Below are 14,603 nucleotides of genomic sequence, written 5' to 3' on the forward strand. Positions count from 1 at the left end.
CTTCGATGACATTCAGTTGCGCGGCTTTTCCGGACGCGCGGTGACGGCTGCCTTTCGCCGCTTCAGATTGTCCCGCAGCGCCGTGGCCAATCGCTGGGCCCGCGGTGTGGCTGTCGCCTTGCTACCCTTGGGTCGTCCGTCCGCGCGCTCGGGCGGGACCGAAGAGGCGGCGGCTGCGGACGCTGGGGAATCACGATCGGCCATGTGTCGATCAGACCCGCACCGCACCTTTTTCGCAAGCGACTGAATTCGGGGCTTCCCCCCGCCTCCCCCGTTGGCTATAGGGCCGCTTCTTCAGATTTCGCCGCCGTAGCTCAGTGGTAGAGCGCATCCTTGGTAAGGCTGAGGTCGTGGGTTCGATTCCCCCCGGCGGCACCATCTGCAGACATTGACGGGGCCCGGCTTGTGAAAGCCGGGCCCCGCTGACGTTCCGGCCTATATCTGGGTTCAGGCCTTGGCGTTGTCATTCACGGACGCGTCCGCAATCGTCGTCAGGTCCAGGTCGGTCTGCGATTCCTCTTGCAGGGTTTCGTTCAGCAGCTTGGCCGCATCCTTCAGGCCCAGCTCGTTGGCCCAGCGCTTCAGAGTGCCATAGCGGGTGATCTCATAGTGCTCGACGGCCTGGGCCGCCGCCAGCAGGCCGGCGTCCAGCGCGGGCGAGCCCTTGTACTCTTCCATGATCTCGTCGCCCTCGGCCAGAATGCCCTCGATGGCATCGCAGGTCTTGCCGCGCGGGGCCTTGTCGATGATCTCGAACACCTTTTGCAGGCGTTCGATCTGGCCTTCAGTCTGATCCTTGTGCTTCTCGAAAGCCGCCTTCAATTCGGGCGATTGAGCCGCGCGGGCCATCTTGGGCAAGGACTTCAGGATCTTGCGCTCGGCATAATAGATGTCCTTGAGCGTGTCGTGGAACAGGTCGTTCAGGGTCTTGTCGGCCATGGTATCTCTCCGTGTGGGGGGACACTCAGAACCTGCTCAAGCCCAGTCCGTTCCTATGTCCAAACATGGACATTGGCGGTCGCCATGACCGTATTCGGATCAATAAAAAAGGCCCGATCCAGAGATCGGGCCTCCTATCATTCGGGACTTGCCAACTGGGGCTGGATCAGCGGACGCAGGCCCGGAGGGCCACCCGGACGCGCCACCCGATTTTCGAACCGGATCGCATCCTCGGCACTTTGACGTCCGGGGAATGCATAGCCTGAATCATTGTAATAGCCGCCAAGGCCGTAGTCGCCGTAGCCGCGGCCATAGCTCCCGTAAGGATACCCGTAGCCATAGCCGTTCTCGACCTGGCGATAGCTCAGGTTCAGCCGTCCGTTCTCACCGATCGGCAGTGAGACTGCGGCCCCATAGCTGCGATATCCGCCGGTGCCGATGCCGACATCGACCTCGCTGTGCATCTTGCGGTCGTCCATCAGGCGCATGGAATCGCTGGAATAGGGCTTTTCGTCCGGCGAGCGGGCCGCGATCCACTGGTCGATCTGTTCGTCCGTGGTCAGGCCGTGCGCCTCCGATGCCTGCTGGGCCGCGCCCTGGGCGCTGGGGGCTGTCGGCGCTGTCGCCGCAGCATCGAGCGAAACAGAGGTTTCCGGTGCCGTGGAGATCACGCCGTCCGGCTCGTCGCCAGCGGCAGGGCTGACCACCAGGGTCGCCGCCATCATCAGGGTGGTAATCAACATCCGGCCAACTCCTGTACAAACACTACCTTAGCCTCAAATGCGGCCAAGGTCAGGCCCTCCCGTCGCCGCGCCCCAAGGGATCCGGCAAGGCGTCTCCCTCGGCGACAAACGTCAGGGCGACCGAGTTGATGCAGTAGCGCAGGCCGCTGGGGGGCGGCCCGTCAGGAAACACGTGGCCCTGATGGCTGTCGCAGCGGGCACAGCGAGTTTCGGTACGCGTCATGCCGTAGGACCGATCAGTGATCGCCTTAACGTGGGCCTCGTCGACCGGCTCGCTGAAGCTGGGCCAGCCCGTGCCACTTTCAAACTTTGTGCCCTGTCTGAACAGCGGCAGTCCGCATTCGCGGCAGCAAAAGACGCCGACCCGCTTTTCGCCCAGCAGGGTCCCACAGAACGGTGCTTCCGTCCCGTGCGCCAGCAGCACGCGGCGCTCCTCCTCGTTCAGGTCCGCTTCCAGCCGGGTGCGCTCGGCATCGTCGGGCGGGGTCAGGTCAAACCCTGACGGGGACAGGCTGGATGCGTCGGGAGCGAGGTTGGTCATGACACTCAAATAGGAAAGGCCGGGCCGAGGTTCCACCCCTGCCCGGCCTGACCTGCGCTCAAGCCGCCGACGACCGCGTCGTCGGCTTTGGCGACCCGACCTACATCAGGCGCCGAACAGCGTCCCGACCCATGCCCGCACGGCATTCTCGTCCGCCGGGTTGCCCGTATAGGCCAGCCCCTCGGCCGGGGTGTACGGCTGGTTGTTGGCCCGCGTACGACCGGTCCAGGCCTTGTGGCCATAGCTCAGCTGCGCATAGTTCGAAGGCAGACGCTCCACCGTCGGGTCGATGAAGATCGAATCCGTTGCCGTCGTCGAACCGGCGATCCGCACGTTCGGCAGCTTGCTGAGCAGGTCCAGCGTATCCAGGCAGCCGCCCGAGCAACCTGCATCCACCAGAACGATGACTGGCCCCTGCACCGGGTTTGCCGCTCCGGTGTCGGCGGCCAACTCAGGCCCGGTCAGGGTGAAGGTGGTCTGACCCGCTGCGATGGCGGCATCGAATGCAGCAACGATCTCCTGGGTCTGGGCGATCACCTGGGGTGCCTCGGCCACAAAACTGGGATCGGCCTGCATCCGCCCGACAGCGGCGGCATACCAGTCCCGGTTGCCCTGGGTAGCCCGATAGGTGATGGCACCGGCGGCTGGCTGGCGGCTGATGGTGAACTCCGGTGTCCAGATCCGGTTCGCCAGGCCGTAGCCACGGCGCGTGGAGTTGGTGATCGAGTTGCCTGCGGCGGCGCGCAGGTCGATGACCAGACCTTGTGGCCCGCGCAGGGTTTCGACCTGGGCCTCGACGGCAGCGTTGAACGCTTCCCAGCCGGCACCGTCATCAAACGAGTGAACGTTCAGCCACGGGCGACCGTTGACCGTCTCGATCGACAGGGGGGTTGCGGGCGGCATGTAGACTGTGGCGCGGTAAGCCGCTTCGAGGGCTGCGGGGGTCACAGGCGTGGGTCGCAGCTGGAACTCGCGGGACCGGCGGCTGTTGCCGATCTGGAAATTGCACTGGCTGGGCACGCCCGATGTGAAGGGGTTGTTGCGGTTCCAGAGCAGATACGGGGCCGAGGTCACGCGACCGGCCTCTGTTTCCAGATTGCCTTCCCAGCGATCCAGCTTGGCGCGGGCCAGTTCCTCGGCCGATGTGCCATTGCAGTCGACAAGCGTAGCACCCAGCGGCGGAGTACCGCGCACGCCCTCCTGGATATAGGTCACGACATATTTTCCGCCCCGCCAGCCAGTCGTGAAGCCGGGCCAGCTGGTCCCGAAATACGGCCCCAGACCTTCATAGGTCGGGCGGATCGAAATGTTGGAGTCGCGGAAACCGGCCCCATAGTAGCGCAGCAGATAGGCGTGGCTGTCGCCGCTGTTGACCCGGTCTGCCTGACCCAGGGCGTCGGAGAGGCCGGCATCGATCCAGGCGCGGAAGGTCTCGCTCTGCGCGCCCGGCAGGGCGGCGGCGGGGTGGTTGGCGGCCAGCTCGTCATGCGCAGCCTGCAGATCCTGGCGAGCCAGCGCTCTGAAGTCCTGGGCCACCGCGGGCGCGACCCCGGCGGCAAGGGTCAGGGCGGCTGTGGCGGTAAGGGTGAGCATGCGGGTCATCAGGTCTGGTCTCCGGGCCGATGGACGGGGGTTGGCTGGGTTAAAGCGTATCGGGGCCGGGCTTGCCAACCCTGGATTCCTGAACGCCGACCGTGACCCCCTTGGTTTACTCCGCGCCAAACGCGTCCTAATCGGGGCAGGTTCCCCCTCGGCCAGCCGCATGGCGGCCTGAACCCGGAAAGCTTGATGTTCTCGAAAATCCTGATCGCCAACCGTGGCGAGATCGCCGTCCGCATCATCAAGACCGCCCGCAAGATGGGCATACAGACCGCCCTGGTGCATTCCGACGCGGACACCGGATCGCTGGCGTATGAGATGGCGGACGAGACCATCCACATCGGCCCGTCGCCCGCCGCACAGTCCTATCTGATCCAGGACAGGATCGTGGATGCCGTGCGGCGTTCGGGCGCAGAGGCCGTCCACCCCGGCTTCGGCTTCCTCAGTGAAAACCCCGTCTTCGCCCGGCGTCTCGAGGCCGAGGGAATCACCTTCATCGGCCCCAATCCCCATGCCATCGAGGCCATGGGCGACAAGATCACCTCCAAGAAGTTCGCCGCCGAAGCCGGCGTCTCCACCGTTCCCGGCCACATGGGCCTGATCGAGACGACCGACCATGCCGTCGAGATCGCGCGCCAGATCGGCTATCCCGTCATGATCAAGGCCTCGGCGGGCGGCGGCGGCAAGGGCATCCGCGTGGCCCATTCCGACGCCGACATGGCCGAGGGCTTCGCCGCCGTGAAGGCCGAGGCGCTGACCGCCTTCGGCGACGACCGCGTCTTCCTGGAAAAGTTCATCGTCAATCCGCGCCACATCGAGATCCAGGTCCTGGGTGACAAGCACGGCAATATCGTCAGCCTGTTCGACCGCGAATGCAGCATCCAGCGCCGCAATCAGAAGGTCATCGAGGAGGCCCCCTCCCCCCTGCTGGACGACGCGACGCGCAAGGCCATGGGCGACCAGGCCGTCGCCCTCGCGCGTGCCGTCAACTATGACAGCGCCGGCACCGTCGAGTTCGTCGCCGGCCAGGACCGCAGCTTCTTCTTCCTGGAGATGAACACCCGGCTCCAGGTCGAACACCCGGTTACCGAACTGATCACCGGTGTCGATCTAGTCGAGCAGATGATCCGCTCGGCCGCGGGCGAGACGATGGGCTTCAAACAGGAAGACCTGTCGATCAACGGCTGGGCCATCGAGAGCCGCATCTATGCCGAAGACCCGTATCGCGGCTTTCTGCCCTCGATCGGCCGCCTGGTCCGCTACGAACAGGCCGAGGAAGGCGAACACGAAGGCCCGACCGGCCCCTATGTCGTGCGTAACGATTCCGGCGTGCGCGAGGGCGACGAGATCAGCATGTTCTACGACCCCATGATCTCCAAACTGTGCGCCTGGGCCCCCACCCGCGCCGCGGCGGTCGAGGGCATGGCCCGCGCGCTGGAGGACACCCACCTGAACGGCGTCGGCCACAACGTGCCCTTCCTGGCGGCGGTGATGGATCAGGAGCGGTTCCGCTCCGGCAATCTGTCGACCAGCTATATTGTCGACGAATTCCCCGACGGCTTCCACGGCCTGCCTGCCGGTCCGCTTCAGCGTGACATCATGGTCGCCAGCGCCGTCGCCATGCACGAAATCCTGTCCGAACAGGCGGGCGATCCGTCCGACCGCACCGACTGGGTCGTCATGATCGACCGCGACCCCATCGGCGTCAGCCTGTCCTATGACGACGACGAGGCCCTGATGCTGGAATTGGCTGACGAAGACCGCGCCTTGAGCCTGTCCCAGATCGACTGGCGTCCCGGCCAGGCCCAGTTCCGTGCAGTTCTTGATGATGCCCCCTTCACAGCCGAGGTTCGCCGCGTCGCCGACGGCTTCGAGATTCGCAGCCGCGCCACCAAGGCCCGCGTCCGCGTCCTGACCCCGCGCCTGGCCGAACTGTTCGCCCGCCTGCCGGAAAAGGTCGCCGCCGACACCTCCAAACTGGTCCTGTCCCCCATGCCCGGCCTGGTCGTTGCCATCGCCGTCTCTCCGGGTCAGGAGGTCAAGACCGGCGAAACCGTCGCCATCATCGAGGCCATGAAGATGCAGAACATCCTCAAGGCCGAACGCGACGGCGTGGTGAAGGCTGTCAGCGCCGCCGCCGGCGACCCGGTCGCGGCGGACGATGTGCTGGTCGAGTTCGAATAACCCCTACCGCGCGTTCAGCAGGTCCGACCACCGCCACGACCCGGTCCCCAGCGCCACGCGCGGGCCGCCGCGTGCGTCGCTGAAGGCGATCAGGACCATGCCCCGCATGCGTTGGCTCTTGCAGGCGGCGGGGGCAAAGGCGACTTCCAGGGCGATGGCCTGACGCACGCCGGCCAGGCCTTCCCCTTCCTCGCCCTGCGTCTGGACCCAGCGACCGTTCCAGACCAGTGGCGTGCGGCCTGCGCCCGCGATCCCCTGCGCCTGCGCCACCGCCTGGCGCACTTCCGGATCGGTGCGCAGGGCGTCCTGCAGTCGCTGGACCATGTCGCAGCCGCCGTTGCCATTGCCCTCCCCGGTGCCCGAGCCACTGCCGCCCTGCCCCCCTGACAGGCCCGAGCCTGCCCGCGTCGCTCCGGCCAATTCCGCCTCGCCCAGCGTCACCATCGCCGCGGGAGCAGGCTCTCGCGGAGCCGGAAGCGGCCTGACCTCCGGCGGCGGCGGGATTGGTGGCGGACGGCGCGGGGCGGTGGCGCGAACGCGGGTGACCGGGGCGGGCGGCGCGGGGGCCGGGGCAGAGGCGGCCGAAGACGCCTCCTTGGTCGCCGTGTCCGGAGGGGGTGGTGGCGGCGGGACCGGCACGGGCACAGGGGGCGGCTCAAGCGTGACCATCACCACCGGGGGCTCGATCCTCTCGGGCACCTTGGGCGGCAGCAGCAACATCAGCGCCAGCGGCACGGCGTGCGCCGCGACACTGGCGACCACCGCCCATGACGTCCAGGACCGCCGCCTGCTTCGCCCTTGAGTTGTGTTTGAGGAAACCGGGGCCAATGGCACTCCACGACATCGAAGATCGATGATCTGCCGAGATCACGCGCAATCAGCGCGATCCGACCTTGTGATCTCCGACAGAACATCGCCTCGCGTCAGGATCGTGGCGAACGGCATTATTCATGCACGGCGCGGCTCACCTTATGGTCAAGCTGACATGTTCTGGCCCTTTAGCGGTCATGACCACGCCCCGAGCTTCACTTCACCGTAACAAGCGCGTGATGACCAGGGATACCGCGCCCCCTATTCAGGAGTTCGAACTTGACCCGATCCACTCTCAGGACCGCAGCGATCACCGGCGTCGTACTTGCCTTTGGCGTCGCCGCCAGCGGCTGCGCCAGCCACCGCTTCGTTCGTGACCAGACTGCTGTCGTCGACCAGCGCGTCACCGCCGTCGACGGCCGCGTGACCGAGGTCGCCGGCACAGCCGGCGAGGCCCTGCGCCGCGCCACCGACGCCCAGAAATTGGCCGAGGGCAAGTTCCTCTACGAAGTCGTTCTCTCCGACGACTCGGTCAAGTTCCCCGTCAACGCCGACACCCTGTCGCCCGAAGGCGAGGCCCGTCTGGCCGAACTGGTTCAGCGTCTGCGCACCGAAAACCGCAACGTCTACCTGGAAATCCAGGGCTATACGGACGCCACCGGCGATGCCGGCCGTAACCGTGAACTCGGCACTGCCCGCGCCGAGACCGTCCGCCGCTACCTCAGCCAGAACGGCGTCGCCCTGAACCGCATGGCGACCATCTCCTATGGCGAGGAGCAGCCCGTCGCCGACAACTCGACCCGCGAAGGCCGCGCCCAGAACCGCCGGGTCGCCATCGTCGTGCTGAGCTAGGACGTCATTCCTCTGGTCGGCACCGACCAGAGGCCAGGATCACGGCCCACGGCCGTGATGGAAGGAGCGGCGCGTTTGTCCGCGTCGTGTATTGGGCCCAGTATTGTCGCCCCTTCTTCTCCTCTCGGCTAACCCCGCACGCTGTATAATCCCGACCCTGATACTGTGGTCCTTCTCGACCCTTGGGTGGAGACACTCGCTCCTTCGGCAAGCGCCGAAAGTACGGCTCGACCGACCTACGTCCGCAACTGACGTACCCGCGTGGCAGGGTGTGTCATCGCTGGCTTGGGTCTTTGAAAACTGCATCTCGACAAATCGGCTCGCTCAAGTCGGCAGCGAGACCAGGCTTTATTTCAGCCTGTCCGAGTTGGACTCTGTCTGGAAAATGTCTCCACATCATTTTCTGGAAAGCGATGGAGACACTCGACCCATCGCCCGCCATCCACAGCCTATCCCCTGTCATATCGTCGACGAGCCGGAATACGTCCCCGTCTGACGCATCGGGGCGCTAAGGGTTTGCGGATGAACGCCTTCGCTCCCGTCAGCTTCCCCTCGCCGCTCGACAATCCGTCGGTCACGGCCATGCCCCACAATCTGGAGGCCGAGCAGGCGCTGCTGGGCTCGCTGATGTTCGACAATGCCGTGTTCGAGCGACTGTCGGACCGCCTGCGCGGCACCCACTTCTTCGAGCCCTTCCACCAGCGACTGTACGACGCCATCGAGGATCACATCCGCCAGGGCATGCTGGCCGAGCCGACCATCCTGATGGAGCGGTTCAAGCAGGACCCGGCGTTTCAGGAGTTCGGCGGCCTGCGCTACCTCGCCGACCTCGTCGACCGGGCCCCGCCCGCGGCCAATGCCCCGGACTATGCCCGCGTCGTCTATGACCTGGCCCTGCGCCGCGACCTGATCCGCATCGGCGGCGAGATCATCCATCAGGCGCCCCAGCCCGAAACCGCCGCCATCGACCAGATCGAGGGGGCCGAGGCACAGCTCTATTCCCTGGCCGAAACCGGCAAGCCCTCGTCAGGCTTCGTCAGCTTTTCCAACGCCCTGTCCGGCGCGGTTCAGATGGCCGCCGAGGCCTATCAGCGCGACGGCAAGCTGGCGGGCCTCGCCACCAATCTGGACGACCTGGATGCCAAGCTGGGCGGCCTGCACCCCTCCGACCTGCTGATCCTCGCGGGCCGTCCGTCGATGGGCAAGACGGCCTTGGCCACCAATATCGCCTTCAACGTGGCGCGCAACTACCGCTGGGAGCCGACGCCGGAGGGGCGCAAGACGGTCTCGGGCGGCGTCGTCGCCTTCTATTCGCTGGAAATGAGCGCCGAACAACTGGCCATGCGGATCCTGGCCGATGCCTCGGGTGTGTCGTCCGACAAGCTGCGCAAGGGCGAGATCAACGCCTCGGACTTCGGCAAGATCAGGGACGCCGCCGTCGAGATCGGCGAAAGCCCGCTCTACATCGACGCCACCGGCGGCCTGTCGATGTCCAAGCTCGCCGCCCGCGCGCGCCGCCTGAAGCGTCAGGAACACGGCCTGGACCTGATCATCGTTGACTACCTGCAACTGGTCACCGTCGGCGAAGGCAACAACCAGAAGAACCGCGTGCAGGAAGTCTCCGAAATCACCGGCGGCCTCAAAGCCCTGGCCAAGGAGTTGTCCGTCCCCATCATCGCCCTGTCGCAGCTGTCGCGTCAGGTCGAACAGCGCGAGGACAAGCGGCCGCAACTGTCCGACCTGCGCGAATCCGGCTCGATCGAGCAGGACGCCGACTGCGTCATGTTCGTGTACCGCGAAAGCTACTACCTGGGCCGCGCCGAACCGCGCGAAGGCTCGCCCGAACACCTGCAGTGGCAGGAAGACATGGACCGGCTGGAACACCAGGCCGAGGTCGTCATCGGCAAGCAACGCCACGGCCCCATCGGCATCGTTAAACTCAGCTTCGACGCCGACACCACCAAGTTCGGCAATCTGGCCCAGGGCCAGCAGTACGACAGCTACGGCGACTGAGAACGACGGTCTTGACACCCTGCGGTGGTTTCGGAATAGGCTGACCTATTAACCGCTCCGGGGAGGGAGCGGTCCTGAGGGGGAAGTTTCCATGCGTATCGTCGTCTGCGCGCTCGCCGCGCTGTCTCTGGCCGCCTGCGCCACGGCTCCCGTGCCGAATGCACGGCCGCTGAATGACGGTCAGATCGCCGCGATCGGTCCCACCACCTTCACCGTCGTCGAGGACAACAACGGTGTCGCCAAGACCTGGTTCGCGCAGGACAGTTCCGCTGCCGGAGCCCAGTTCGGCCTGATCGGGGCGCTGGTGTCGGCGACGATGGACGCCATCATCAACTCCTTCCCGGCGCGCCGTGCGACCAAGACCGCCAATGAAATCGCCGAAGTCATGCCGGTCGATTCGCTGAACGCATCGCTGGCCGGTCACCTTCGTCGCCAGATCGACCCCACGCCACCGGCGAATGCCGTCGTCGTCTCTGACGTGACGACGGTTCAGCGGCTGGAAGTGCCGACACCGGCCAATGACGCGGTCGAGGTCACCTCGGCCTACACACTGTCCGAAGACGCCTCGACGCTGCAGATCGTCTTCACCCTGACCTACGCCAATACCGAGGTCCCCTACGTCACGCCCTACAGCTTCGAAAAATCGCCCCCCAGCAGCGAGCTGACGGGTCCGACCTACCGCAACACCTTCACCTACTTCTCTCGTCAGTTGCCTGTGCCGGAACTGACGCCCGAACTGCGCGAACGCCTGATCGCTTCGGTGCAGGAGAACTCCCGCGACGAGAACGGCGCCCTGCCCGTCGAGGGCACCGACGCCTACAAGGCCATGACCAAGGAGATGGAGCAGGCCACCGACGACAACCTGACCAAGGGCGAAATCTCGATCTTCCTCGCCCGCGAGTGGATCAAGGACAACGGTGCCCTGCTGCGGGCCGAAGTCGACAACGCCCATGCCCTGCTGGCCCGCTACGCCCTGATCGACATGAACCGCACCACCGTTCCCAGCCTGGAAGGCCAGGATGAACTGGTGGAGACCATGGCCGATGGCCGGACCATCCGCCGCGTCGGCGCAGGCGTTCCCGCCGGATCCTACATCTCGTCTCCTGCGGGCGTGACCAGCTTCACCACCTTCGGCAACACCATGAGCATCGCCAAGGTCCACTCCGAGCGGATCGAACAGATCCGCGCCGCCGCCCGAGCCGCAGCTCGCGCGCGCTGAACCGGTCATGACGTTCCGCGAGCCTGCTCGCGCCTGCGCCGCCCTCACCCTGCTGGCCTTGGGCGGCTGCGTCAGCGGAGTCGACTATGTGCCGATCAGCGACAAGTCATACTTCGGCTATAGTGACCGGCCGAACGCGGATGGGGGCCACACCGTCCGCGTCGAGCTGATGGATGGTGGTCTGGCTATGGAGTACTGGAACCGCCGGGCGTCGGAACTGTGCGACGGCAAAGTGGCCCGCAAATCCATGCACACGGCCTTGCAGCCGACGACATACTACGACCGGTACGGAGGCAGGCCGGGCCACTACATTGTCGAAGGCTACGTCTATTGCGAGGCACCAGCCGTTGCGGAGCGCGCGGCCGAACCGGCGGCCTGATCAGCGCATCTCTACCCGACGCGCTCCAGGGGGAATCGACAGTTCCGATCCATTCCACGCCGCTGCTCGACCGTCTATCCGCACACGGGCAGGCGGCGTCTCGCCCGGCGGCCACTGGATGACGAAGCCGCCCGCAGGGATGACCGCAGGGCCCAGGGTCAGCACATAGCCCGCCCCCTCCTGCTTCAGGCGATAGGTCAGTGGGCCATAGGCGGTGCGGACGCCCGCGACGCCCACCCCCTCTCCCGCCAGCCAAGCGGTCGGGATGCCCGCCGCGAGGACAAGGGCGTGGTCGCGGTCCCGCTCATAGACCAGCAGGTCCAGGGTCGAGCGGATGTAGTCCGAGCTGATCCAGGCATGAGGCATGTCGCCGATGAAGCGCGGCTCACGTTCATCGCGCCCAACCACCTCGGCCCAGCCGTTCCAGGCGGCGGGGCGCATGTCGGCGAAGTAGAAATCCAGCGCCCTGAGCGCCTCCTCGCGCCGCCCCAGCCGGACCATGGCCCCGACATTGCGCAGCTCATAGGGGGTGTAATCCTTCCACGCCTGACGGTTCTCCTGGCGGGCCGTGAAGTTATCCCACCACTTGTCGAAGGTCCCGGCCAGAAGTTCGGGCGGCAGGTCGTCGATCAGCCCTCCAGGCGACAGGCCGATGGTGGTGGAGGTGGCGTCGAAGTCGCCCCTGTCCGCCGCGCCCGCAATCCAGTCGATGCCGTGGACCTGGGCCGTTGCGCGGATCGAGGCCATGATGTCGGCTTTGAACTGGGCCTCCGAGGCCCGGATGCGCGTCGCCGCCTCGGCGTCGCCCAGGGTTTCGGCGATGAAGACGGCGTCACGGTAGCCCAGCAGGCCCCAGAAGTCGTCCCAGTAGGAATAGGCCGGACGGTCCGAATAGCCTTCGTGACTGATGGTCGGGGGCAGCAGGCCGAACAGGTGCCGCTTGTCCGCCGCCTGGAACTCGGCGGTGCGGGTCGAGGCCCGCAGGGTGTCCATATAGCCGATGGCGGCCTGAACCTGGGGCCAGACCTGACGCAGCAGGGCTTCGTCGCGGGTGTGGCGATAGGTTTCGGCGGCCAGGAAGACGAACTCGCCATGGCTGTCGTTCTCGGGCACCGGATCGGCCCCGCGGGCGTCGACGCAGCACGGCACCTTGCCGTTGTCGAAGACATAGGGGGCGTACCAGCGCAGATAATCCGCCGACAGCTCCGCATGCCCCAGCCGGTTCAGACCCTCGGCCATCATGGCACCGTCGCGGATCCAGCTACGGTTATAGCTGCGTGTACCCGGCTGCAGTATCGGCCCCTGCCGCGACATCAGCATCTGGGCCAGGGAAGAGCGCATGACGTCCTCTATGCGCTGGGCCTCGGGCGGGAGGGTGAGGTCAAAGCGGTCCATCTTCTCGCGCCAAGAGCGGGCGACACGGTCCTCGACGGTGGCGAACGTGGCCTCGACCGAACCTATCACCGGCAGCGCCGGAAGGTCGCCTGACAGCGCCGACATCCAGCCGAAGGTGCGGGTCTCGCCGGGCTGGAGAGTGACCTTGTAGAGTTGGGCTCCGGCCATCAGGCCATCGTCGTATTCCGCCCCGCCTTCACCCATAAACTCATGATGGGTCGCATCGGCCAGCAGGCTCTGCGCGTCGGAGCCAGCATCGAATCTGGATGCGAGAAAGAGGTCAGGGGCGACAAGCGATTGGACGGGGATGTGATCGTTGAGGGTCATTCGGGACCCGGTCATTTCAATCTTGTTGATCGGCCCAACACCGCCCGGCGTCGTCAGGAACTGGCGCGGCCCATTGACCTGATAGGGCCGTGCCATCAGCGCCAGCGTCAGGGTCTGTGTCCGGCTGGACGAATTGGTCAGGGCGTAGCGGCCATAAAGCTGTGCCGCTTCCGGGGTGCCGTCGGCGAAGGCCGTGGTTGTGAGGGTCCATCCGTCCGAGGTCCAGGTGACGGACGGGATCGGCAGGTCGTCATCGCGAAGGCTCTGGGTGACGTTCACATCCGCCCAGGTGACCAGCCGCCCGTTGTCCAGCACGAACGGCTCGATGGACGGACCGCCGCGACGCAGTTCGATGGCCCCGTCCTCGCCGATCAGCCCGCTCTCGCCACCACCGTCGACCCCGACCAGGGTCCAGTAGGGTTGTTCGCCATGAAAGCCGCGCGGGTAGAGGCCACGGCGGCTCTCGCCGGCCACGGCGGTGATGAAGGTGGTCGCCGTCTCGCCGAAAGACAGGGGTTCGATCTCGATCTCTGACAGGCCGTAGACGGCGATTTCGCTGACGCCGAGCCGCTGGCCCGCACCGGCCTGCCCCACCACGCTGGAGGTCGATTGCGGAGCCTTGAGGTTCAGCCGCAACCAGCGGGCCGAGGCTTCCGGCGTCCGCAGCCAGTCGGTGCCGGCGTCGCCGCCGGTCACTTGCGCCAGCGGACGCCAGTCACGCCCATCGGACGAGGCCATGACGGTATAGTCCGACGCCGCGCCGCGTTCGGCCCAGCGCAGGGTCAGGCCGCCGAACTCGCGCTCATACCCCAGGTCCAGCGTCAGGCTCTGCGCGCCCGCCGCCTCGGTCCGCCAGACGGTGGTCGGGTCGCCGTCGACGGCCAGACCGGCTAGGCTGCGCCCCGCTTCGCTCGACGCCTCGGCCAGGGGGCGTGGCGGCACCGAGGGCTCGGGCGGCAGTTCGCGCAGCTCCAGCTGATCGACCTCGATCCAGCCCTGGCCACCCTCACCTGCGGTGATGACGAACTCGATCCGCTCGGCACCCCGGAAGGTCCGGTCCGGGTTCGGGCCCCAGGCCCAGATGACCTGGCGCTTCTTGATGACATAGCGGGTCCAGTCGCCGGTCGCCTGGAACGCCCGCACCTGACGCCAGTGGACGTTCTCGCCCGAGGCATCGGTGAACTTGATCTCCAGCGTATTGGGCCGCATCTCGCCGCGCAGCCAGAAGCTGATCTCGTAGTTCTCAGGCACGGCCAGATCGATGGACCGGGCTGCGAAGGCATAGCCGGACCGGCCATTGAAATCATAGTCCAGCCGCATGGCCTGACCGTCATGACCGGGCACGGCACTGATCCGCGAGAACACGTCGGTCGAGGCGTCGGCGCTCCACGGCGTCAGGGTCTCGAAGGCGTCGAGGGTGCGGGCGGACTGGGCGTGGGCGGGCAGAGCTATGGCCAGCGCCAGAAGCACCCCCAGCATTCCTCCCCCCTTGGGGGAGGGGGACCGCGAAGCGGTGGAGGGGGCAAACTTCAAACTCAGGCGCATGCAGCGAACCGCCTCCACCATGCTGCGCATGGTCCCCCTCCCCCGATGGGGGAGGAA

11 protein-coding genes and 1 tRNA gene are annotated in these 14,603 nt (G+C 66.3%); 6 read left to right on the forward strand and 6 right to left on the reverse strand.

Annotation, left to right across the window (positions count from 1 at the left end; genetic code table 11):
• Window positions 1-303: 303 nt before the first annotated feature.
• Window positions 304-378: transfer RNA gene (locus WC585_RS01690), tRNA-Thr, on the forward strand.
• A 69-nt stretch (window positions 379-447) separates the two neighbouring features.
• On the opposite strand, the gene WC585_RS01695 is transcribed toward WC585_RS01690, so the two are convergent.
• From WC585_RS01695 to WC585_RS01710, 4 genes are all read right to left on the reverse strand, one after another.
• Window positions 448-939, reverse strand: coding sequence for a ferritin-like domain-containing protein (locus WC585_RS01695; RefSeq protein WP_373255784.1), 492 nt, complete (start codon window positions 937-939; stop codon window positions 448-450).
• Between the two features lie 137 nt (window positions 940-1,076).
• On the reverse strand, window positions 1,077-1,682 hold the full coding sequence (locus tag WC585_RS01700) for a hypothetical protein (protein WP_373255785.1): 606 nt from the start codon (window positions 1,680-1,682) through the stop codon (window positions 1,077-1,079).
• Window positions 1,683-1,731: 49 nt separating this feature from the next.
• Window positions 1,732-2,223 carry a peptide-methionine (R)-S-oxide reductase MsrB gene (msrB, locus tag WC585_RS01705; RefSeq protein WP_373255786.1) on the reverse strand — a complete coding sequence of 164 codons (492 nt, stop codon included), beginning with the start codon at window positions 2,221-2,223 and terminating at the stop codon, window positions 1,732-1,734.
• Between the two features lie 105 nt (window positions 2,224-2,328).
• Window positions 2,329-3,825: a hypothetical protein gene (locus WC585_RS01710; RefSeq protein ID WP_373255787.1), complete on the reverse strand. Its 1,497-nt coding sequence runs from the start codon at window positions 3,823-3,825 to the stop codon at window positions 2,329-2,331.
• A 186-nt stretch (window positions 3,826-4,011) separates the two neighbouring features.
• Here WC585_RS01710 and WC585_RS01715 point away from each other — a divergent pair, with 186 nt between their 5' ends.
• The gene (locus WC585_RS01715; protein WP_373255788.1) at window positions 4,012-6,006 is read left to right on the forward strand and encodes a biotin carboxylase N-terminal domain-containing protein; all 1,995 of its coding nucleotides are present in this window, start codon (window positions 4,012-4,014) and stop codon (window positions 6,004-6,006) included.
• Window positions 6,007-6,009: 3 nt separating this feature from the next.
• Here WC585_RS01715 and WC585_RS01720 read toward each other — a convergent pair whose 3' ends face one another.
• The gene (locus WC585_RS01720; protein ID WP_373255789.1) at window positions 6,010-6,768 is read right to left on the reverse strand and encodes a hypothetical protein; all 759 of its coding nucleotides are present in this window, start codon (window positions 6,766-6,768) and stop codon (window positions 6,010-6,012) included.
• 327 nt (window positions 6,769-7,095) lie between these two features.
• Between WC585_RS01720 and WC585_RS01725 the strand changes: the two genes are divergently transcribed.
• From WC585_RS01725 to WC585_RS01740, 4 genes are all read left to right on the forward strand, one after another.
• Window positions 7,096-7,668 carry an OmpA family protein gene (locus WC585_RS01725; protein ID WP_373255790.1) on the forward strand — a complete coding sequence of 191 codons (573 nt, stop codon included), beginning with the start codon at window positions 7,096-7,098 and terminating at the stop codon, window positions 7,666-7,668.
• 522 nt (window positions 7,669-8,190) lie between these two features.
• The gene (locus tag WC585_RS01730) at window positions 8,191-9,681 is read left to right on the forward strand and encodes a replicative DNA helicase (RefSeq protein WP_373255791.1); all 1,491 of its coding nucleotides are present in this window, start codon (window positions 8,191-8,193) and stop codon (window positions 9,679-9,681) included.
• Window positions 9,682-9,772: 91 nt separating this feature from the next.
• A complete protein-coding gene (locus WC585_RS01735) occupies window positions 9,773-10,900 on the forward strand; it encodes a hypothetical protein (RefSeq protein ID WP_373255792.1) in 1,128 nt (375 codons plus the stop codon).
• Between the two features lie 7 nt (window positions 10,901-10,907).
• Window positions 10,908-11,279 (forward strand): hypothetical protein, encoded by a 372-nt coding sequence (locus tag WC585_RS01740; protein ID WP_373255793.1) that lies wholly within the window; start codon window positions 10,908-10,910, stop codon window positions 11,277-11,279.
• Here the strand turns inward: WC585_RS01740 and WC585_RS01745 are convergent, their stop codons facing one another.
• Complete coding sequence (locus WC585_RS01745; protein WP_373255794.1) at window positions 11,280-14,480, reverse strand: discoidin domain-containing protein; 3,201 nt, start codon at window positions 14,478-14,480, stop codon at window positions 11,280-11,282.
• Between the last annotated feature and the right edge of the window lie 123 nt (window positions 14,481-14,603).

The sequence above is a fragment of the Brevundimonas sp. genome, assembly GCF_041648055.1.
Taxonomy (GTDB): Bacteria; Pseudomonadota; Alphaproteobacteria; order Caulobacterales; family Caulobacteraceae; genus Brevundimonas.

Excerpts from the sequence above, each read along its gene's own strand:
- WC585_RS01695 (WP_373255784.1), bottom strand. The coding sequence starts at position 939 with ATGGCCGACAAGACCCTGAACGACCTGTTCCACGACACGCTCAAGGAC.
- WC585_RS01700 (WP_373255785.1), bottom strand. The coding sequence starts at position 1,682 with ATGTTGATTACCACCCTGATGATGGCGGCGACCCTGGTGGTCAGCCCT.
- msrB (WP_373255786.1), bottom strand. The coding sequence starts at position 2,223 with ATGACCAACCTCGCTCCCGACGCATCCAGCCTGTCCCCGTCAGGGTTT.
- WC585_RS01710 (WP_373255787.1), bottom strand. The coding sequence starts at position 3,825 with ATGACCCGCATGCTCACCCTTACCGCCACAGCCGCCCTGACCCTTGCC.
- WC585_RS01715 (WP_373255788.1), top strand. The coding sequence starts at position 4,012 with ATGTTCTCGAAAATCCTGATCGCCAACCGTGGCGAGATCGCCGTCCGC.
- WC585_RS01730 (WP_373255791.1), top strand. The coding sequence starts at position 8,191 with ATGAACGCCTTCGCTCCCGTCAGCTTCCCCTCGCCGCTCGACAATCCG.
- WC585_RS01735 (WP_373255792.1), top strand. The coding sequence starts at position 9,773 with ATGCGTATCGTCGTCTGCGCGCTCGCCGCGCTGTCTCTGGCCGCCTGC.
- WC585_RS01740 (WP_373255793.1), top strand. The coding sequence starts at position 10,908 with ATGACGTTCCGCGAGCCTGCTCGCGCCTGCGCCGCCCTCACCCTGCTG.
- WC585_RS01745 (WP_373255794.1), bottom strand. The coding sequence starts at position 14,480 with ATGCTGGGGGTGCTTCTGGCGCTGGCCATAGCTCTGCCCGCCCACGCC.